Annotated in this window: 15 protein-coding genes; 8 read left to right on the plus strand and 7 right to left on the minus strand. The window is 33.6% G+C overall.

Translation table 11 applies throughout. The features are described 5' to 3' along the window. Both ISP73_04525 and ISP73_04530 read right to left on the minus strand, forming a co-directional pair. Window positions 1–2,769 carry a PD-(D/E)XK nuclease family protein gene (locus ISP73_04525; GenBank protein ID MBL6657852.1) on the minus strand — a complete coding sequence of 923 codons (2,769 nt, stop codon included), beginning with the start codon at window positions 2,767–2,769 and terminating at the stop codon, window positions 1–3. Continuing rightward, on the minus strand, window positions 2,763–5,909 hold the full coding sequence (locus ISP73_04530) for a UvrD-helicase domain-containing protein (GenBank protein ID MBL6657853.1): 3,147 nt from the start codon (window positions 5,907–5,909) through the stop codon (window positions 2,763–2,765). The genes ISP73_04525 and ISP73_04530 overlap by 7 nt, the downstream gene beginning before the upstream one ends. A 141-nt stretch (window positions 5,910–6,050) precedes the next feature. Between ISP73_04530 and ISP73_04535 the strand changes: the two genes are divergently transcribed. From ISP73_04535 to mqnE, 5 genes are read left to right on the plus strand one after another with little or no spacing between them, the layout of a single operon-like run. After that, on the plus strand, window positions 6,051–6,827 hold the full coding sequence (locus tag ISP73_04535; protein MBL6657854.1) for a hypothetical protein: 777 nt from the start codon (window positions 6,051–6,053) through the stop codon (window positions 6,825–6,827). Beyond that, entirely contained in the window at window positions 6,808–7,860 is a 1,053-nt protein-coding gene (locus ISP73_04540; protein MBL6657855.1) for a c-type cytochrome, read from the plus strand. Before ISP73_04535 ends, ISP73_04540 begins: the two co-directional genes overlap by 20 nt. A 7-nt stretch (window positions 7,861–7,867) precedes the next feature. Continuing rightward, window positions 7,868–9,703, plus strand: a complete 1,836-nt coding sequence (locus ISP73_04545) for a T9SS type A sorting domain-containing protein (GenBank protein MBL6657856.1) — start codon at window positions 7,868–7,870, stop codon at window positions 9,701–9,703. Continuing rightward, complete coding sequence (locus ISP73_04550) at window positions 9,700–11,616, plus strand: T9SS type A sorting domain-containing protein (GenBank protein ID MBL6657857.1); 1,917 nt, start codon at window positions 9,700–9,702, stop codon at window positions 11,614–11,616. The genes ISP73_04545 and ISP73_04550 overlap by 4 nt, the downstream gene beginning before the upstream one ends. Continuing rightward, window positions 11,617–12,777: an aminofutalosine synthase MqnE gene (gene mqnE / locus ISP73_04555; protein ID MBL6657858.1), complete on the plus strand. Its 1,161-nt coding sequence runs from the start codon at window positions 11,617–11,619 to the stop codon at window positions 12,775–12,777. It begins immediately after the preceding gene. On the opposite strand, the gene ISP73_04560 is transcribed toward mqnE, so the two are convergent. Genes ISP73_04560 through ISP73_04570 form a run of 3 tightly spaced genes read right to left on the minus strand, consistent with a single transcriptional unit; the run spans window position 12,774 to window position 16,292 of the window. Next, window positions 12,774–13,790, minus strand: coding sequence for an RluA family pseudouridine synthase (locus ISP73_04560; protein MBL6657859.1), 1,017 nt, complete (start codon window positions 13,788–13,790; stop codon window positions 12,774–12,776). The two genes, mqnE and ISP73_04560, sit on opposite strands and share 4 nt — an antisense overlap. After that, window positions 13,787–15,619 carry a T9SS type A sorting domain-containing protein gene (locus ISP73_04565; GenBank protein MBL6657860.1) on the minus strand — a complete coding sequence of 611 codons (1,833 nt, stop codon included), beginning with the start codon at window positions 15,617–15,619 and terminating at the stop codon, window positions 13,787–13,789. The genes ISP73_04560 and ISP73_04565 overlap by 4 nt, the downstream gene beginning before the upstream one ends. After that, window positions 15,600–16,292, minus strand: a complete 693-nt coding sequence (locus ISP73_04570; protein ID MBL6657861.1) for a PASTA domain-containing protein — start codon at window positions 16,290–16,292, stop codon at window positions 15,600–15,602. The genes ISP73_04565 and ISP73_04570 overlap by 20 nt, the downstream gene beginning before the upstream one ends. Window positions 16,293–16,477: 185 nt before the next feature. Here ISP73_04570 and ISP73_04575 point away from each other — a divergent pair, with 185 nt between their 5' ends. Continuing rightward, window positions 16,478–17,455, plus strand: coding sequence for a D-alanine--D-alanine ligase (locus tag ISP73_04575; protein MBL6657862.1), 978 nt, complete (start codon window positions 16,478–16,480; stop codon window positions 17,453–17,455). On the opposite strand, the gene aroQ is transcribed toward ISP73_04575, so the two are convergent. Further along, window positions 17,449–17,865, minus strand: a complete 417-nt coding sequence (gene aroQ, locus ISP73_04580; protein MBL6657863.1) for a type II 3-dehydroquinate dehydratase — start codon at window positions 17,863–17,865, stop codon at window positions 17,449–17,451. The genes ISP73_04575 and aroQ overlap by 7 nt on opposite strands. A gap of 16 nt (window positions 17,866–17,881) precedes the next feature. Between aroQ and xerD the strand changes: the two genes are divergently transcribed. Both xerD and ISP73_04590 read left to right on the plus strand, forming a co-directional pair. After that, entirely contained in the window at window positions 17,882–18,781 is a 900-nt protein-coding gene (xerD, locus tag ISP73_04585) for a site-specific tyrosine recombinase XerD (GenBank protein MBL6657864.1), read from the plus strand. A 62-nt stretch (window positions 18,782–18,843) separates the two neighbouring features. After that, a complete protein-coding gene (locus ISP73_04590; protein ID MBL6657865.1) occupies window positions 18,844–19,950 on the plus strand; it encodes an MFS transporter in 1,107 nt (368 codons plus the stop codon). Here ISP73_04590 and ISP73_04595 read toward each other — a convergent pair. Next, window positions 19,936–21,378, minus strand: a complete 1,443-nt coding sequence (locus tag ISP73_04595; protein ID MBL6657866.1) for a T9SS type A sorting domain-containing protein — start codon at window positions 21,376–21,378, stop codon at window positions 19,936–19,938. The genes ISP73_04590 and ISP73_04595 overlap by 15 nt on opposite strands. Window positions 21,379–21,399: the final 21 nt, after the last annotated feature.

Raw genomic sequence — 21,399 nt, forward strand, 5'->3', positions numbered from 1 at the left:
CTACCACCTACCACACACTGTTTTAAAGTCACACCAAGTACAAGCAGACTCATCATCGGTAGGGTAAAAATCGCTTTTCTCATCTAATATAGAAGAAAGTAAGTCTTTTAAAACATCTTCGAATTCATCCAAGACCGAAGTATCCATTTTTAGAGGTGTTTTATCCATTTTAACATAAATCAAACCATCTTCTAAATTCCTAAAGGAATAGTTACCTGCTCTAAAAGGCGTATCGTCTTTCAACACACTTTTGGAGTAGAGGTAAGCATAGGTCATAAGCTGAAAGGCTTTAGACTTTTTAGGATTGGCAGTAAGCTCAGAAAATTCTTTGAATTTCAGTTCACTTTGATTCACTTTACCCGATTTATAATCGACTATTCGAATGGAATCTCCTACTTGATCTACCCTATCAACATTTCCAAATAGTTTGAAATTCACACCCTTAACGGTCAATTCATAGGGTAAAGAACGTTCGGTATCGGTTACCTTTAAAGGTGCTATACTATCATTTATAAATTGTTTTTCAATCTCAAAATAATTCTTAGTAAGTCGTTGTGCTACTTTCCAAATAAGGTGATTTTTACCCTGATACATGGCTTGACCTACTTCTTTTTTAAAACCCTCATCAATCAAAGTAAGGGTTAAATCTTTTATTTGATCTAAATTTTCAACGGTCAATGTAGCTTCTAAGTGAGTCTGATAAGCGTGGTGTAATGCTTCATGAATAATAGTGCCAAAAGAATGCGCTTCCATGAACTCTACCAAATCATCTTCAACATATATTTTAGCAATATATTTGAAGTAAAATTGCAGCTTACAGTTTATAAATGTATTAAGGGATGTTGGGGACACTTTGTGATTTGCCCACTCTAAAATACGTTCCTTCACAGCATCTGTTTTTCTAATACAAATGGGTTGAAATTCAGTAGAATGTGAAGCATTGGATTGTAAGACTTTTTCTTTAATGTTCAAATGTGAAAGCTCATTGCTTATCTGAGTGATGAAACGGCTTTTTTCGCCACTTCCAAAATCGTCGCTTTGGGTATTGTAGAGTAAAAAGACGTTTTCTGCACGTTGAAGCAATCGGTAAAAGTGATAAGCAAAAATAGCATCTCTCTCCTCATGCGTTGGCATTTTAAAATACTTCTTCAACACAAAAGGAATAAAGGAATTAACCGACTTACCAGCAGGTAATTTTTCTTCGTTTACACTAAGAACAATGAGGTTTTTGAAGTCCAATGTTCGCGTTTCTAAAACTCCCATCATCTGTAAACCATTGAGAGGTTCTCCCATAAATGAAATGGTCTCTTTACTTATGATTTGAAAAAAGATAGCTCTAAGCGTCTTTAAATCCATCTCAGACTCAAAGTCTTGCAGGTGATTCTCTAAAACTTGTAAAGATTTAAAGAATGAAAATAATACCTCTGATTCTACACTTGCTTTTTCAGAAATCAGTTGATTCTTCAGTGTATCCAATAACGTTTTAACACTGTGCAGACACATATCAGTTTCGCTCCAATCACCTAAAAGCAAAGACAGTACACCCCACTGACTATGTTGCTTAAATCGTTTTCTCAATGTTGAAGCACTAACAAAAAGAATCTTTTCTTTACTCAAATACTGATTTATATCCTTAAATAATGAAGGTTCAAATAGACGACTCATGTAGGGGTGTCTAAAGATTTTCTGTAAATCTTTGGTAAAAAATTTCTGTTGTTGATTGTTAGCTTTTTTAAGTTGAGATTTAAAGAGTAAATCAATCAAACTGTACAATGGAGTGGTACCAATAGGAGCACCCATGGTAATATTTACCGCTTGTATGCTTTCTGGTAAATTGTTTAAGACAGGAAACAGAAGGTTTTCATCGGCAAGAACTAAAGCGGTTTGACTGTTTTTTAAATCATCAGACGCTAAATCGTTCAAAAGGTTACCAGCTACTCTAGACTGTCCTACATTTTTAGCACAACCAATAATATTTATACTTTTATCCTGTTCAAAATAATTTGTCAGTTTACGACTGCCCCATTTCTGAAAATGTTGCCTCAGAAATAGACCGGCTTCATGTTTATCGTTTTCTACATAATGAGCATCCGCATCCCAAAATAAACGGGCATTATTATGGGTTACAAAATGATTTACAATCTGATTTTCTGCTGTAGTTAGGGCGTTAAGGCCGACAAACCACACCTCATCGAAATGATGTTTTATCGTTTGTATATTATCTGCTGCCTTTCTGTATGCCAATCCCTGATAGGCTAAATTTTCCTCAAGTAAGGAAGTTGTAAATGCTGTATACCATTGGAATAAATAGGCGAAAAACTGTACGTATTTCTCCTGAAAGGATGTGAGCTCAGCACTGTTTAGACTCCACTGCTCCAATTCTTTAATATCTCTTAGGTTGGTCAGTAAAGCCTTAGCGTCAACCAAATAGCGATCCATTTCATTAAAATCATACAATATGGTTTGACTCCATTTTAAGAATTGCTCAAAATTATCCTCATTTTCAGCTGGTCTGTTATTATTAAACACCTCATAGAGTTTAAACTGCAAACTCAAATTATCAAGTGTATTTAAGCCTGAGAGTTCAGTAATAAAATCTTCAATGGAATAGATGTTTGGTAACCAAATTGGCTCGTCTATTTTTTGAGATAAATGGTGTTTTAGAAAGACAATAGAACGCTTTGACGGCAAGACTATAGTCAATGCATCCATTCGCTTTCTGTTTGAAAGTATTTCTTGGGCAATATATTCTAAAAATGAGCCTACCACGATACTACTTTTTCCATGTTTTCAGTATAAATAATGTATTTAGATATTTTCTCAAAACCCATCATTTTCAATAAGTTAGAATAATTATCTACTTGGGATTTATGACTTTCCATTCTTGAGTCAGAACCTGTTTTATAATCAATGACTTTTACCTCATCGCCTTTTATTAAAAGACGGTCAGGGATGTAAGTGTCGCCACTATCTAACAGAATTTCTTGTTCTGTTTTTACCTCCCATTTATCCGAAAAGAATGGCTTTATTTCATCATCATTTAATAATTCATCAAGGCGATTTCTTAACTTAGCTTTATGGTCAGAAGTCAATAAACCGTTTCTCTCCAAATCATTTAGTACTTTGTCTTTATCTTCTAGATAATGAATTTTTGATAAAGCATCGTGCAATAGACTCCCCCATTGTTGACGGTCTAAATTCACATCCCACAATTGATTAGAATTGTTTTTTAACTGTATGACCTTTCTCCAATTTTTTATAGATTCATATGATAAGTGATAACCTTTGTCATTTTCTTCTTCATCTGCACTTTGTTTTGGCACCAATTGTCCTATTCGAACTGGAAAATCAACGGCATCATCTTTAAAGTAATGACCTATTAACTGACTCAGAGAATTAAATTTATCGCTTTTACCAAAGGATTCGGTGAAAATGTAAAGCTGTTCTTTGGGTCGCGTCATTGCCACATACAAAACATTTAAATCATCCATCAATGACTTATCGTTTTCTCCCTTGTGAAGCTGAGCATAATCAGATTTTTCCAACTCCTTAGTGTTATCCAATAAGGCCACTTTCATTTTCTTAATCTTTCCCTTAGCATCTACCCATAATTCCTCTGCTGGTTTTCCTATTTTCCAATTGAAAGGTATAAAGACAATGGGAAACTCTAAACCTTTAGATTTATGTACCGTCATGACCTTAACTGCTTCAGTATCTTCTGGAACAACGATAGCTTCTTTTTCATTGTTCTTTTCCCACCATTCTAAGAAAGCCGAAACATCATTACTATTCTTGATGGAGAATTTATGCACTGCGTCAAGAAAATACTGGAGATAAACATTAGTGGATGGCATAGCAAACAACTGAATCAGACGTTCAACCAAATCGTAAATAGGTAATTCCCATAGCGATTGTGGTACTAAATCAATACCTAAAGACTTTAAATAGGAATAAAACGGCTTTAAATCGCCCTCGCCAACGGATTGCAATAAAGAGTGTAAAGGCTGATTTTTATCCTCAGCTCGTTGATGAAGGTATGTCAGTATAAATGTTTGTGCTACTTTATTAGATTGGAGATGCAAAAAACTCAACAGAGATAATATAAAATGCACCTCTTTTGAAGCGTTTAAAAGAAGTGCCTCATCTGACAATACATTGATGCCAGCAGTATTTAGGCTTGAAGCTGCTTCAAAAGTTTCTTTTTTCGTGCGGCATAAAATAGCCATGTCTTTTAGGCTGTAATTCAAAGACCTCAACTCATGAATTTGTTGAATTATTTTCTGCATAACCTGAGCCTTAAAAAACTCCTTAGACTTAGGAGTTACATCGATATGTACATAGCCCCCATCTTTACCCATAGGGTTTTGCTCATTGGAGGTATATATCTTTTGCAGCTCAGGACTAATGACTGTTTTTAGTTTTGTGAAAAATGCATTATTGAAGTTAACGACTTCTTTATGGCTTCGCCAATTATCTGACAACACTTTTTCTTCAGTATTATTGAATAAGCTTTGCTTAAGTTCATCTGGGTTTGGTAACATTTCTGACTGAAGAATATCATTGGGAAGCAGAACAAATTGTTCCACCTCTCCACCTCTCCATCTGTAAATAGATTGCTTGGCATCACCTACAATGAGGTTTTGGTAACCTTCTGATAAGGAATTATGAACTAATGGCAATAGATTGTGCCATTGCATCACCGAAGTATCTTGAAATTCATCAATCAAAAAATGATGATAGCGTTCGCCTAACCTTTCATAAATAAATGGAGCAGGTTCTTTTCTTATAATTTCAGCAATGGCATTGTTAAACTCTGAAATATGCTTAACATTATTTTCTTCTTTGAATTGGTCTAACTCTTTGGACAGCTCATTAAGTACTGCTATTGAATAAATATTTTTAGAAAGCAATTTATTAAAGACATAGTTCTTGTATTCTTTATTAATGTGATTCTGGACTTGGTTAAACAATTCAATTAAGTAAACTGAATTGGCTTCTATTATCGACTTTTTATCTTCATCTACCGCTTTTGAACACCAGTGGTTATTTTCCACATTTTTTTTGACAGACGGATTTGGAAAAAATATAGAGGATGAACGTTTTTTAAAATTATCAAAATAGTTGTAAAAATAACTACTGGTAAAATCACTTGCTACTAAATTATGCCTTTTACAGAATCCCATAAATTCTGATCGTTTCTCTAATAGCACTTCTTCAAAAGCAAACATTTCAGCATTGAGTTCATCCTTCACTTCTAAGCAATCCGTAATACTCACATGTGAAAGAGTATCAATAAATTTTTCCGATTTTTCAGAAAATAAATGCTTTGAAAAGTCTTCCAAAGATTGTTCGAGGTTGTAGCTTTTACCTTCATCAGCCTTTGAAATTGCAAAAGAGATTAAGGCTTTAGAAAGTTCCTTATTGGTTCCTATTCTACTTATTAGAAACGATACGGTAGGTTGAATCAATTGATCTTGATCCATCTCAACCTCAAAGGATTGTGCCATTTGTAAATCGTGAGCAAATGTTCTTACAATTCTAAATACAAACTTATCTATGGTAGAAATTGACAAATCTGTATAGTTATGGAGTATAGCACTTAGAATTTTTTGAGAACGTTCTATTATATCTTCCTCTGAAAGTGAGGTGTCTTCCTGAATATTAGTAAAAAATGAGTTTTGCTTTCCTTTACCAACACCTTTTGATAAATCAGCAATAAAGGACAAGACCCTTTCTTTCATTTCAGAAGCGGCTTTGTTTGTAAATGTAATAGCTAGAATGTGTCTGAAATATCTTGGAAAAAAACTCTTTCCATCACCAATTAGAGCAATTCGAATATAGTTTCTTACCAAAGTGTACGTTTTTCCTGAGCCGGCTGAAGAGCGATATATCTGAAGATTTTTTTGCATGTATTACTTCGCAAAATAGGTAATTATGTATGATTTTTTATAAAATGATAGGCATACTTTATTCACAATTTTAAAGTTACAATTTATACAAATAGTAGCCGTTATTATTTTATCTTTTTATATAACCTTATATTTGTACCTATGAATTTAACAAAGTTATTTTTTACGTTTTTAGTAGTTTTTGCAATAGCCTTAACTTCCTGTAAAGAGCCAGGTTGTACTGACCCTACCGCATCCAATTATAATGCTGAAGCTGATAAAGAAGACAATTCGTGTATATACGGTAATCTTAACCTTAAATTCAACCTAAAAAATAACGATCAAGCATTTTCAAGGTATGATACCTTAAATTTCGATGTAGGTTCTTTTAGAGTAGAAAACATTACGTTTTACATGTGTAATATTACATTAAACAATGCATCAACTAGCGAAAAAATAAAAGATGTTCATCTTGTTCGTTTAGACGAACCAAACACCATGAATCTAGAAGTTACAGCTCCCAACGGCAACTATGAAAGTGTTTCCTTTGGACTGGGTTTAACTCCTGAAATTAATAGCACAGTGCCTTCTGACTACCCTACTGATCATCCATTAGGTCTTAATCAGAACACTTACTGGCCTATGTTATCAGCTTCTTATATTTTTGTGAAAATTGAAGGGAAAATGGATACTTCACAAACATCTAGCTTCTACCCATTAACCTACCATTTAGCTCATGAGGATTTATTCAGAGCGGTGGATTTTGAAAAAAGCATATCGCTGAATGAGAATAGTTCGTCTACTTTACAATTTAATATTAACCTTTCTGAATTGTTCACAAATGTTGACCTTTCGCAAGAATTAGCTCATGAACTTACATCAAGTCCTTTAGCGACTCAAATAATCACAAATTTCGCGAATGCAATTGAACTGGAGTAAAATAGTACTGTTTTTATGCTGTTTTGGTTTACTTTCTTGCGAAAGAGATATCCCTATTGTAGAAGCTATTGACTACAATCCAGCCTTTATACCCTTTGAAGTTCCTAGAAGATTTCCATCACCAAATTTACCGCCTGATAATCCTCTTTCCGAGGAAGGAATTGAATTAGGAAAAAAACTATTTTACGACCCAATACTTTCAGGAAACAATACCTTATCTTGTGCTGACTGTCATTTTCAATCGAAAGGATTTAGTGACCCTGCAACATTTAGCGTAGGTATTGAAGGTGTTTTAGGCACAAAAAATGCTTCCGCAATTATTAATGCTGCATGGAATACCTCTAATTTTTGGGATGGAAGAACTATTTCATTGGAAGAACAAGCCCTTGGACCAGTTACAAGTTTTATTGAACTCCACTCACCATCATGGGAACAAGTTTCTCAGGAACTAATGGATAACTTGGAATACAAAGTTTTGTTCAAACAAGCCTTCAATGCAGATATTATTGACTCTTCACATGTAGTTAAAGCCATTGCCCAATTTGAAAGAATATTAGTTTCGTCTGAATCTAAATTTGATAAGTTTTTAGATTACAGAGCTAGCTTAACTCCTTCTGAATTAAGAGGTAAAGAAATTTTTAACACTGAAAAAGGAGATTGTTTTCATTGCCACTCTTATCCTTTATTTACGAGTAATCTGTTTCATAACAACGGATTAGATCCTGAAGGCATAATGGATAATGGTAGATTTAATGTAACTAATGACCCTAATGATAAAGGTAAATTCAAAAGTCCAACACTTCGAAATGTAGAGTTAACAGCACCTTACATGCATGATGGAAGGTTCGCTACACTTGAAGAAGTAATTGAACACTACAACTTCGGAGGGCATAATTCCTCTACAATCGACCCACTAATGAAAAAGGTTGATGTTGGATTAGGTTTGACTCAACAAGATAAAACTGATCTTATTAACTTTTTGAAAACATTAACTGACACCGCTTTCATAAACAATCCTGATTTCCGACCTTAGCAATTCAATGTATTACTATCAAAACCGTACGTTACACTTAGTGCTTAGCCTATTTTTGCTAAGCCTTTCTTTTGTTTCTGAAGCTCAAGATTTAAGGTGTGGAACTATGGAGCGTCTTGAGTATGAATGCAAAGACAATCATAATTTATTACAAAAAAGAAACACCATTAATAAGGCTATCAAAGAATGGAAAAAAAATAGCTCAACACCAAATTCATACACTATACCAGTCGTCTTTCACGTGATTTATAAAAACCAAGATGAATACGTTTCGTTTGAACAGATTATGAGCCAATTAGATGTATTAAATCAAGATTTCAATAGGACCAATTCGGATGCTAATCAAACACCTAGTGAGTTTCTTGATGTTGCTGCTGATTGTAACATTAGCTTTTGTTTAGCACAGCGTACTGAAAATAACGACACAACTTCTGGCATCACATACACGCAAACAAGTGTAAGCTCATTTTCATTGTATGACAATCGTATTTTTCAAGATTCTTTGGGTGGAAAAACCATTTGGAATAGCTCAGACTATCTCAATATTTACGTCTGTGATTTAACTAATGCTTTAGGTTTTTCTTCATTTCCTGGGGGAAACCCAAACAGAGATGCCGTAGTTGTTGATTTCTCAAACTTTGGTACAATTGATATAGCTCCACCGTTTAATAAAGGCAGAACTGCTACGCACGAACTGGGCCATTGGCTAGACCTTTATCACATTTGGGGACCAGGAAATTGCGGCTCTGATGAAGTAGACGACACGCCTAGTCAAGAGACTGAAAATTACGGTTGCCCTTCACATCCTAGCCCTACATGTGATAATAATGGTGATATGTTTCAAAACTACATGGATTACACCAATGATGCTTGTATGAATTTGTTTACAAATGGACAAAAAGAACGCATGCATGCTACTCTCAATACGGAAAGATTAGGTATTGGTAATGCTGACTTCTGTCAACTTCCTTATGAGGATATTGGCATTAACAATAATGTTCAACCATCTGAAAATGAAATTTATTGCGGTGAAAACCTTGAACTTATTACTTCATTATTTAATTATTCTGAGAATACTATAACTAAGGCAAGCATTTTTTATCAAATTGATGATGATAATCCAATTGAATATGAATGGTCAGGAAATTTAAATCCTAATACCTCTCAAGAAATAAATTTAGGAAACATTACCTTTAGTACTGGTGAACATACTTTAAAGATTTATAGCTCCTCTCCTAATTCCTTTAGAGATATTAACCCAACAAATGACACAACCTTCCTTACTTTTACAATCACACAAGGAACTAATATAGATTTTGTCATTCAAACAGATAATTATGCTGAGGAAAATTATTGGGCAATTTTAAATAACCAAAACGATACGATTCTTTCTGAGAATGAATTAGTGAGTAATGAAATTAATTCATTTAACTACTGCCAAGATTTAGACAGTTGTTACACTCTAGTAATATACGATATTTACGAAGATGGAATGTGTTGTGATTTTGGTAATGGATATGTTTCAGTTAATGGTCAGAATTTTAGCGGTAATTTTGGCTCAGAACTTCAAATAGACTTATGCAATACCATTGATATTAATGAAGTAAAAGAAATAAATTCTGTACTGGTTTACCCTAATCCAACGAATGATTACATCACTGTTGAATCAAAAACATCCATTGAATTAATAAGAATTTATGATTTATATGGTAAAAATCTAGTTCAAAAAAATTGCCATAGCAATAAAGAACTCGTAAATTTGTATCCACTCAGTTCGGGCGCATACTTTTTGCAGCTAATTACTAACAAACAAACACACTCTGTTAAGATAATCAAAAAATGAAAAAATACTTTATTTTACTATCTATATCTCTAGTATCCCTTTTATCCATTGCTCAAATAAGCATAAATAAAACACCTATAAGTTCAACGGAAACTCTTTCAAGAGATGTACCTACTTTAGAAATTGCATCTCCTGATATGCTAATAATTGAAAATGAAGACCAAGATGCATCTTTAAAAGGTAAACCCTACCGTTACGCTAAACTTATTGATTGTGATATTGACCCTAGTACAAATGGATTGTGGGAAGAATTAGATAATGGTGTTCGTGTTTGGAGACTAAATATTCAATCAGAAAATGCAAAGGCACTTTCCCTTTATTTTGACGCATTTTGGATACCTTCTAATGGAGAGCTGTATATCTATAATGAAGATAAATCTAAAATATTAGGAGCTTACACAAATAGAAACAACCATGAAAGTGGTGTATTTGCTCATGAAATTATTGAAGGTGATAAATTATGTATAGAATATGTTCAAAGAGGTGCTGGAAATCCAATTTTACACATCGATAAGATATCCTACGCTTATCGTTCAATTAAAACTTCAATAGATCTGAAAAACTTTGGAGATTCAGAAGATTGTCATAATAATGTAAATTGTCCTGAAGGAGACGATTGGCAAGATGTTAAAACAGCCGTTTGTAGACTAAGTATAAGAATTGGTAATAATTCATACTGGTGCAGTGGATCTCTAGTCAATAATACTGCAGAAGACTGCACCCCTTATGTATTGACTGCCGAGCATTGTGCTTATGATGATGACAATAACAACTACGCCTCTAGCAATGACATGAACCAATGGGTGTTTTATTTTAATTATGAAGCTGATATTTGCGAAAACCCTAGTTCAAATCCTAGTTCAAATACAATGACTGGGTGCTCATTTGTATCTAGAAGTAGTAATAATGGAAACTGGGGAGGTACATCTGATTTTTATCTGGTAGAGCTCAATAATAGCTTACCTTTTGACTACGGTTTGTATGTAGCGGGCTGGAACAGAAGTAATACAGCTTCACCCGAAGGTGTAGGTATACACCACCCTGCCGGAGACATCAAGAAAATATCAACTTACACCCAATCTACTGTTTCTGTAAATAGCGGAAGAGATTGGAGAGTAAAATGGGTAAACACTGAAAGTGGACATGGTGTAACTGAAGGTGGTTCGTCAGGAAGTCCACTGTTTAATATGGACAAGCAAATTATTGGTGATTTATCAACAGGTAGTTCTGCATGTTCACCTTCACAGTTTTTAACTGGCCCTGATAATTATGGTAAATTTTCAGAAAGTTGGGACCAAAATGGTAATACTAATAATCTAAGGCTAAAACCTTGGTTAGACCCTACAAATTCTGGAGTAATTTCTATGAGTGGAAAACTTTGTGGCTCACCAACAGTTGCTAACTTTATTGCAGCCTACACTCATGTAAAAACAGGTTTACCAACTCAATTCTATTATACAGGAACAGGAAATCCTGCAACATATAACTGGACGTTTTATGGTAATGGAGTAACTCCTTCCAACTCAACAGATGCGTCCCCAGTTGTAGTGTATTCTAACGACGGAAACTATACAGTAAGGCTTGATGTTACAGATGCTGTAGATAACGATAGTTATGAAATTAAATCTGCTTATATAAAGGTTGATCAGTTCGGTGGAAGCATAGGAATTGAAGAAAATAGACTATCTGTTAATATTTTTCCAAATCAATCAACCGGAATAGTTTATCTCAGTCAAAATATATCCAATGACGCTGAAGTAAGAGTATTAACTCTATTAGGTAAAGAAATTTACTCCAATACTTTACTGGAAACTCTGAAGATAGACTTATCGGAATTTAATAATGGCGTTTACTTTATTGAAGTAAGAAATGAGAATTCTTTTATTAGCGAAAGATTGATTTTAAATAGATAAATGACAAACTCCTTATTTACTATACTAAATAGCAATTCCACTCTAGAAGATTTAAAAAGTATTGCTCAAAAAGTAGCTGACAACAAACGAATTACTATCGAAGAAGGTATCCGTTTATTTGATGCTGATTTACCGTTCTTAGGCGTTCTTGCAAATTATATTAGAGAATCTAAGCATCAAGACTTTACTTATTTCAACAGAAATATACATATTGAACCTACAAACATTTGTGTATTCGATTGTAAGTTTTGCTCTTATTCAAAACTGTTAAAACACAAAACAGAAGGTTGGGAACTCACTGAAGAGGAAATTCTCGATAAAATGAGAGAATACAAGGAGCAACCCATTACAGAAGTTCATATTGTAGGAGGTGTTCATCCTAAAATGGGACTAAACTATTTCGCAAGTCTCATCAAGAAAATCAAAGAAATTAGACCTGACATTCACGTTAAAGCCTTTACCGCTGTTGAACTCGATTATATGTGCAGAAAAGCCAAAGTAAGCTATGAGGAAGGCCTAAGTATCTTAAAGGAACACGGTCAAGATTCACTTCCTGGCGGTGGTGCAGAGATATTCGACGAATCTATTCGTGAACAAATCTGTAAAGACAAATGCTCTTCTGCGCAATGGTTAGAGATTCACGAAACGGCTCATAAATTAGGAATGCCGTCTAACGCCACAATGCTATATGGTCATATCGAAGAACCAAAACACCTTGTGGACCATATGAATCGCTTACGTACTTTACAAGATAAAACTGGTGGCTTCAATACGTTTATTCCATTAAAGTTTAGAAATGGAGAGAATCAAATGTCTCATATAGCTGAAGTTAGCGTAATTAATGACTTGAAAGTATATGCTATTTCAAGAATATTCATGGATAATTTTTCACACATCAAAGCCTATTGGCCTATGATCGGCAGAAATACAGCACAATTATCTCTTTCCTACGGCGTAAACGATATTGATGGTACAATAGACGATACTACCAAAATATATTCCATGGCTGGTGCTGAAGAGCAAACTCCAACACTTTCTACTCAACAGTTAGTTGAACTCATTAAAAACGTGAAAAGACACCCTATCGAAAGAGATACACTTTACAATGTTGTAAAAGACTATAAAGACGTTGAATTTAAGTCAGAGAAAAAAAGCTATTAAACTTTGTGTTTGGCATAATTTCGCCATTTCTCAATAACACTTTGCATATCTGCAGGAAGTTCTGATTCAAAAGACATCCACTTATTAGTTTTAGGATGAGTAAACCCTAAAGATTTGGCATGTAAAGACTGTCTAGGAATCATCTTAAAACAATTCTCCACAAATTGCTTATACTTAGTAAAAGTAGTTCCCTTAAGTATCTTATCTCCACCATATTCAAAATCGTTGAACAAAGGATGCTTAAAGTGTTGAAAATGAACTCTAATTTGATGAGTCCTTCCAGTCTCAAGTTTACATTCGACTAAAGAAACATAACCAAACCTTTCAAGCACTTTATAGTGGGTTTTAGCAAGCTTACCAAAGTCACCTTCAGGGAATACTGTCATTAACTTTCGGTTTTTAAGACTTCGCCCAATATTTCCTTCAATACTCCCTTCCTTTTCTTCAAAATCGCCCCAAACTAAGGCGTTGTACCTTCTATCTATAGTTCTTTCAAAAAACTGTTTAGAAAGTGAGGTCATGGTATTTTCATTTTTGGCGATTACCATTAAGCCAGTTGTGTTTTTATCAATTCGATGTACTAATCCTGGACGAGTAGAATCTCCATTATTAGATGGTAAATTCTTAAAGTGGAAAGAGAGAGCATTAACTAATGTTCCTTCATAATTACCATAACCCGGATGAACAACCATTCCTGCTTCTTTGTTTAGTACCACAACATCGTCATCTTCATAAACAATATTTAGAGGTATATCTTGTGGAATGAGTTCAATTTCTCTGGGTGGGTTAGTAAACATCACTGTTACGATATCGAAAGGCTTAACCTTATAATTTGGTTTTACAGCTTTATCATTTACCCTTATAAAACCGTCGGTAGCAGCTTGTTGAATTTTATTTCGTGAAGTACCTTCCAATCGGTTGAGCAAAAACTTATCAACCCTTAGAGGCTCTTGACCTTTATCCGCCTCTACCCTATGATGTTCATACAATTCATTTGAATCTTGCTCAATCATTGAATAATAAGTTTTTCAATTTGTGTAGTATTAGATATAGTAGTCATTTTTAAAATATAAACACCTTTAGAAAAAGCTGACACATCAATAGTCTGAGATGTAATAAAACCACTACTCAGCAACTGCTTACCACTTAAACTGTAAATATCTAATTTAAAAGACTCATCATTATCGATATATACAATATCCTTAGCAGGGTTTGGAAAGATAGAAAATGAAGTCATTTCGAATTCAGTGCTATTAGATGGTGTTGATAAACTTCCAAAAACAGGACGAATCATCCAAGTACCATCACAATCTGCACAATTGGACTGCTGCCAACCCCCTCCTAAATTGTAATACATTCTTTCGTTATTTACTCTATTTCTATCGAGACCAATATTAACTATGTTTTCTGAGTATTGTTCCCACCCTACAAAGACAGAGCCTGATACAACAATAGGATTTTCTAAAACATACTCGAAGAAACCATTCTTAGTACCTGTATATTCTGGATAAAAAATTTGACTCTCATATAATTCTGTTGATGGTTCTCCTGACTGACTGCTCCACAACTTAATTCGAAATGCTATCCCATAAGAGTCTTCGTAGTTCTTTTCAAAATGTAACTGCACAGCCTTTAAGGTGTCTTGCTCAGCAATATTAAAAAGCATAGCCACCTTTCCTTGTTCAGAGTTAATCCCATATGACGCTTCGGCAGTACCATCATCCAAAGCATAATAATTGTCAAAAACTTGAGTGAATCTTAGCGTATCGTTTTCTTGAAACAAACTATTATCATCAGTAGCTATTGACTGAATGATTGTATATGAATTAGTCTGTAAATCCTCAATAGCCGGCGGAAATGCACTTGTTTCTACTGTAATAGCAGTTGGTGAGTCATCTGAATACGAAAAATTAATATCAAGCGCAGGAATCTCATCGTTTCTTGTTGGACCTGTTGAAGGATAGTGAAAAATTAAATCATCATTATAATCATAGATATCGTAACGATAGTCTACACTCTGAGCTGTACTGTAATTGTTTCTTATCCATGTATCCATATTATTGGACATATAGGCTGCTCTATTTTTATCAAAATGAGACCAAGGGATGGTGTAATAAAAATTAATCATCTGTGAGGTTTCATAGATAAAGGCAACATCTTCAACATCATTCAGTAAATTTATATCATCAGTTAGTAAGACATTGTCGATATGCCAATGATCAAAATTACCAGAAAGGGTTGCCATATTATGAAACCTAAACTGAAAATCTGAATGAAGGTAAGCTAAATCAGAAATGGTATAATTTATTTTTGTGAAATCTGAAAGAGAGAAACCAACTGTGTCCCAAACAGTTTGCCAAACCAATGCAGTATCTAAAAATTGAACAGATAATTCATCATTATTTTCTGGCTCGTTACCATACCCCGTCGACTGAAGCAAAAATGAAAAGTACACATTATTATATGCTGATAAATCAATAGGATTAGATGTTAAGTAATCGGCATCTCCATGTGCTGTTTCTGATGCATTATTTATTGGGTTACCTAATGAATCTAAACCGTCAAATGTAGCTACTCCAATATTGACAGGATTAATTGGGTAAGTATTATTTACAAATACATCTTTGTCTTGCCATAGTTCAACTTTTGGGTATCCTTTATAATTTGAAAAATCGTCAAAGAAAGGTAGTGTAACAATAGATTGGACTGAACTGATAGATTTTTTGGAAATAGTAGATAATTGAGAATTATACTTCAAAGGACTAACTCTTTCCTGAGAAAAAAGAATAGTCGATAAAAGTATTGAAAGCAAAAGTGAGAAACTACTCTTCGTCATTATCATCTGGTGATTTTAGGTAAATATCTACATTCATTCCTAAGTTAATCATTTTATTTTCTGAAGCCGTTGGACGTTGACGATAAATAACTGCAGTACTACTATCTGTTACATTATCATTATATAGCACAAGTCCAAGATTTATTGAATTCATTTGCAATAAAATTTCAGCATCCTCCTTAGTAAGCCCATTCAAATTGGGTAAATTTACCATTACATCACTTAATCCATTGCCAATTACTAAATCTACTTTAGAACCCACTGTTAAGAGTGTTCCAGAATCAATCTCTTTACCATTTACTGACTGTCTAAGAACAACATTCTTTGCCATATCTGGCACAAACGATAGGTTGCCAGCAGATAAACCTATTGAGTTTAACTTAGAAATTGCTCTTCTTAAGGTTAAGTCTACTAGGTTGGGTAACTGAACCTCTTTCTTTTTCTTAGAGATAATGGTCAAATAAATTCTTCTATTTTCCTTTACAAAGGAACCCGCTTTGGGATTTTGATCAATTACACTTAAAGGAGGCATTTCCATATTAAAAACAGAATCCATTATGATATAATTCAATGATTTTGATTTTAAGATACTATCTGCCTCATATATATTCAAACTATGTAAATCCGGCAATTCAATGAGTTCATCGTGGCGAGTGTAAAACCTTAGAAAAATTAACATAGATAATACAAGGATGACAACAAAACCAATTGAATAAAAAAAGTTTTTGTAAAAAACTTTAGTCAATAAAAACTTCAGCCAAGTCGGATTATTGTTTTCCATAATTAGTAGTGATAACGAAAAACAAATATAATAATTATGAAAGGTGTGTCGTCTATATTTACTTTTAGTTTATTTTTGAAATTATGAAAGCTATTGCTGTAGTAATGGGCGGATATTCTGCTGAGAAAATTATTTCCATGAAAAGTGGTGAGGTAGTCATGACATTTCTAGATAAGTCATTATACAAACCTTACGCTATTGTCATAGATGAAAAAGAATGGAAAATGATTGAAAATGACACATCCTACCCAGTTAATGAATCTGATTTTTCTGTTGAATTAAATGGGCAAAAAGTTGTTTTCGATGGTGTTTTCATTGCTGTACATGGTCCTCCTGGCGAAAATGGTATTCTTCAAAATTATCTAGACGCATTAAACATACCATATACATCATCTGGTGCAAAAGCGTCAGAGTTAAGTTTTGATAAAGGCAAATGCAATGACTTTTTAAGGCAAAACAACATTCCTTGTGCCAAATCAGTTCTTTTAAAGAAAAATGAAACTATTCAGCAAGAAATTGTTATAAATATCCTAAGCTTACCCTGTTTTGTAAAACCAAATTCAAATGGAAGCAGTTTTGGAATCAGTAAAGTGTCACGTATTGATGAGCTAGTTCCTGCCATAGAAAAAGCATTTATTCATGACGATAATGTTTTGATAGAATCATTTTTATCAGGTACTGAGGTGACATGTGGAGTTCATAATTTTAATAGCGACATTCAAACCTTACCCATTACCGAAATAGTAAGTGAAAATGACTTCTTTGATTTTGAAGCCAAATACGAAGGTAAATCAAAAGAAATTACTCCAGCAAGAATAAGTGAAGATACTGCTAGAAAAGTATCTGAAAGAGCTATTGAAGTGTATAGACTTTTGAAGCTTAATGGAATAGCACGTATAGATTTCATCATAACTAATGGTGAACCCTTTGTAATAGAAGCAAATACAGTTCCTGGTTTATCCAAAGAAAGTATTATTCCTCAACAAGCTAAAGCGATGGGCATGAGCTTAACAGAGTTGTTCAACAAATCTGTTGACCATATGTTTAAAGGAAATTATTGAATTAGGCTTTCTAAAGCCAATCGGTAACTATCTAATCCAAAACCACAAATATTCCCCTTGCAAAAAGGAGCAATTAAAGATTTTCTTCTAAACTCTTCTCTTGCATAAATGTTCGAAATATGAACTTCTATCACAGCAGACTTTATGGATGATATAGCATCGGCAATAGCCACTGAAGTATGTGTATAGCCTCCTGCATTTAAAATGATAGCGTCTAATTCAAATCCCTTTTGGTGTAAAAAATTAATTAGCTCACCTTCAACATTACTCTGAAAATAAGTTAAATTTACAGTTGAGTAATCAGCCGATAATTTTGCGAAATAATCGTTAAATGAAAGTTCGCCATAAATATCCGTCTGCCTTACTCCTAATAAATTTAAATTTGGACCATTAACAATTGCTACATTCATAGTACAAAAGTAATCAATGAGTTGGAAAAATTACATAAATGGTTTTCGTTCTTTCCTTATGCTAGAACGTTCACTGTCTGAAAACTCTGTTGAAGCGTACATTAGAGACGTCAATAAACTGGTTGATTACCTTTCTATAAATAGCATTAAAAAATCTCCCAAAGAACTTACATCAAAAGATATTTCAACATTTATACAATGGATTGTAAAACTGGGAATAAGTGCCAATTCTCAGGCTAGACTTCTTTCAGGAATTAAAGCATTCTATAAATATTTAATCTTAGAAGAAATTATTGATAAAGACCCAACGCTTCTGATTGAAGGTCCAAAAAAAGGCTTAAAATTACCTGAAACTCTAAGCACTGATGAAATTGATAATCTAATCAAAAGCATTGATTTAAGTCATCCGCAAGGACAACGAAATAAGGCTATTATTGAAACTCTCTACGGATGTGGACTCAGAGTGTCTGAATTAATCAATCTAAAAATCACAAATTGGTTTAGAAAAGATGGTTTCATAAAGGTTGTTGGCAAAGGAGATAAAGAACGTCTTGTTCCAATTGGGAAACTTACAGAGGGTGTTCTTAAAATATATGTAGATGAAATTCGTGTCCATCAAAAAATTAATAAGGGTTGCGAAGATTTTGTTTTTCTAAACAGACGAGGAAATCAGCTTAGCAGAGTAATGGTATTTACTATTGTTAAAGATTTAGCCGAAAAAACTGGAATCAAAAAAAATATTAGTCCTCATACCTTCCGACATAGTTTTGCCACTGAACTCATCCAAAGAGGTGCAAACTTAAGGGCTGTTCAAGAAATGTTAGGACACGAATCTATAAATACGACCCAACTGTATACACACATTGATAGAGAGTTTTTACGTGAATCTATTATTACACATCATCCACGCTCTTGACAGTTTACTCTAACATATGGAAGCTTTATGTCATAAAAGGATTACGATGGTTTATGATAATTATGCCAATCATCGTTATTTTCTTTCAGGAAAATGGACTAAACCTCAAGGAAGTAATGATTCTACAAGGTGTATATTCTCTGATGGTTGCCTTAATGGAAATTCCCTCTGGTTACCTAGCAGATGTATTTGGAAGAAAACATACCCTCACATTAGGAGCAATATTAGCCTTTATTGGGTTTTTGATACTTAGTCTTTCATATACATTTTGGCCATTTTTTATTGGAGAAATTATATTGGGAGTTGGTGCAAGTTTTATCTCTGGTGCTGACTCCGCTTTATTGTACGATTCTCTTCTGGAAAGTGATAAAGAAAGTGATTACACAAAAGTTGAAGGAAGAGCATACGGAATTGGCAACTTTTCTGAAGCATTAGCAGGTATTTGTGGTGGTTTATTAGCCGATATATCATTACGCTACCCACTATACTTTCAAGTCTTTATTGCGGCTTTAATTATTCCACTGACATTCTCATTAATCGAGCCTAAATCTCATAAAGAAAATTTACTTCCTAAAAGCTTTAAGGCAGTATGGGAAGTCGTCAAACTCTCACTTTTTGAAAACAAGCTATTAAAGTGGTTGATTATTTTATCATCAATAATTGGTTTTGCTACACTGTCTTTAGCATGGTTTGCACAGCCCTATTTTAAAAGTATTGATTTACCCATTAAATATTTCGGCTTTGCTTGGGCAATACTTAATTTAAGTACTGGATTTTCCTCCATGAATGCTTACAGGTTTGATTCTATTTTTTCAAAAAAGAATCTAACTTTTTTTATTTCAATTGGCATAAGCATACCCATACTATTACTTTCAAGCTCGACCCCTACTATTGGATTATTCATGATATTTTTTATTTATATTATCAGAGGAATCGCAACACCAGTTCTTAGGAATTTTATAAATGAAATTACAGAGTCTAATGTAAGAGCTACAGTTTTATCTATTCGTAGTTTTTGTATTAGAATTACATTCTCAATATTCGCCCCCTTAATGGGATGGGTAGCTGATTTTTATTCTCTTCAAGAAAGTTTTATAATTTTAGGAATTCTAGTACTTTCAGTGAGTATAATTTCGTGCTTTAAGCTTATGAGATTATCTAATAATTAATTGCTGTGATAATTGATGTGACTTTATGTTAATAAAATAAATACCTTCATTTAAAGACGATACATCAATACTATTATCAAAAGTTGATAGACTCATGACCAAACGTCCACTTACATCTAAAATATCAATATCCTTTTCTCCATTAAGATTTATATAAAGGATATTCGAAGTAGGATTTGGAAATACAAAATCAACATTAGAGAAATTCTCTAATCCGCTAGTGTTACAATCAATTAAAAAATCAAAAGTGTTAAAAGAGTTATCCACTAACTCTGACATAATATTCACACTAAACTCAAGATTAGTTGGAACAGGGTTAACAAAAACGCCTTCCAATGATATACTTAAACTATTTCCAGAGGTGTAGGAATTATCATCACTTGGAGGTACTATTGATATTATAATTCCGGCATCACTAGAATTTTCAATATCAAAGTAGCCATCATTTATCTGGCTTTCAATGTTAAACAAAGCAATCTTAGCCTTATTATCATTAATAATATCATGAACTAACAATGAATATTGATTATTGATAAATCCATTAATGCCAGTTATTCCTACTGCTGAACCAACAAGCTGATCTTCACTCAAATTAGAAACATCAAAACGACCACTATTAGAAGTTACCATAGTAGATTGTATATCAGGCTCGTTAGTGTCTTGCTCAATATTTAGTGAAATATCCGACAATTCCTCACACTCTAAAGTGCTAATTTCTATTAAAATTTCTGGAGAAAAGGCCTGAGGAATAAATTCTCCGACATAAAAGGTATCCAATTCTGACCAATCAGAATAATAACTAGCGTTTTCTGAGCAATACGCTTGAACCCTCCACTCGTAATAATTATCTGGTGATAAATTACCCATCATATTAGAATTTACAGTACTATCCATATCTGCAAGTACTGTCCATTCAGTTTCAGAAAGAAGTTTGAAATTTAAGATGAAATGGTCTACCCCCATACCAAGCATTGAATCCCAATGACCAACAGCAAAACCGTTGTTTTGAAGAGCAATTATATCACTAACTATTAAACTAGTTGGAGACGGACAATCAATATATGCAGAAGTTGTAAAGGTATCCAAAACAGACCATTCTGCTTCATCTTGAAAATTTTCAGAACAAAATGCAACTACACTCCACACATAAGTTGTATTATAGTCAAGCGGCCCTATTGTTCTACTCACAGAAGTACTATCAAGATTAGATAAATTATTCCATACCAACGAATCTACTTGCTTATACTTAATCAAAAAATCTTCAACACCAGTTCCTAACATTGAATCCCAATGACCGTCTACAAAAGCTGCAGTAGAGTTAAAGACGTAGTTGTCAGTACTAAGACCAGTCGCTTGAGGACAATCCTGAGCAAATAAAAATGAATAAAATGATAGTGATAACGATATCGCCAGTAAAATATGCTTCATTATATGGTTAGGTAAAGTGTT

This window comes from Flavobacteriales bacterium, from assembly GCA_016779935.1.
Lineage (GTDB): Bacteria > Bacteroidota > Bacteroidia > Flavobacteriales > UBA7312.

Coding starts and splice junctions, on each gene's coding strand:
- ISP73_04530 (MBL6657853.1), bottom strand. CDS start 5,909: ATGCAAAAAAATCTTCAGATATATCGCTCTTCAGCCGGCTCAGGAAAA.
- ISP73_04535 (MBL6657854.1), top strand. CDS start 6,051: ATGAATTTAACAAAGTTATTTTTTACGTTTTTAGTAGTTTTTGCAATA.
- ISP73_04540 (MBL6657855.1), top strand. CDS start 6,808: ATGCAATTGAACTGGAGTAAAATAGTACTGTTTTTATGCTGTTTTGGT.
- ISP73_04545 (MBL6657856.1), top strand. CDS start 7,868: ATGTATTACTATCAAAACCGTACGTTACACTTAGTGCTTAGCCTATTT.
- ISP73_04550 (MBL6657857.1), top strand. CDS start 9,700: ATGAAAAAATACTTTATTTTACTATCTATATCTCTAGTATCCCTTTTA.
- mqnE (MBL6657858.1), top strand. CDS start 11,617: ATGACAAACTCCTTATTTACTATACTAAATAGCAATTCCACTCTAGAA.
- ISP73_04560 (MBL6657859.1), bottom strand. CDS start 13,790: ATGATTGAGCAAGATTCAAATGAATTGTATGAACATCATAGGGTAGAG.
- ISP73_04565 (MBL6657860.1), bottom strand. CDS start 15,619: ATGATAATGACGAAGAGTAGTTTCTCACTTTTGCTTTCAATACTTTTA.
- ISP73_04570 (MBL6657861.1), bottom strand. CDS start 16,292: ATGTTAATTTTTCTAAGGTTTTACACTCGCCACGATGAACTCATTGAA.
- ISP73_04575 (MBL6657862.1), top strand. CDS start 16,478: ATGAAAGCTATTGCTGTAGTAATGGGCGGATATTCTGCTGAGAAAATT.
- aroQ (MBL6657863.1), bottom strand. CDS start 17,865: ATGAATGTAGCAATTGTTAATGGTCCAAATTTAAATTTATTAGGAGTA.
- xerD (MBL6657864.1), top strand. CDS start 17,882: ATGAGTTGGAAAAATTACATAAATGGTTTTCGTTCTTTCCTTATGCTA.
- ISP73_04590 (MBL6657865.1), top strand. CDS start 18,844: ATGCCAATCATCGTTATTTTCTTTCAGGAAAATGGACTAAACCTCAAG.
- ISP73_04595 (MBL6657866.1), bottom strand. CDS start 21,378: ATGAAGCATATTTTACTGGCGATATCGTTATCACTATCATTTTATTCA.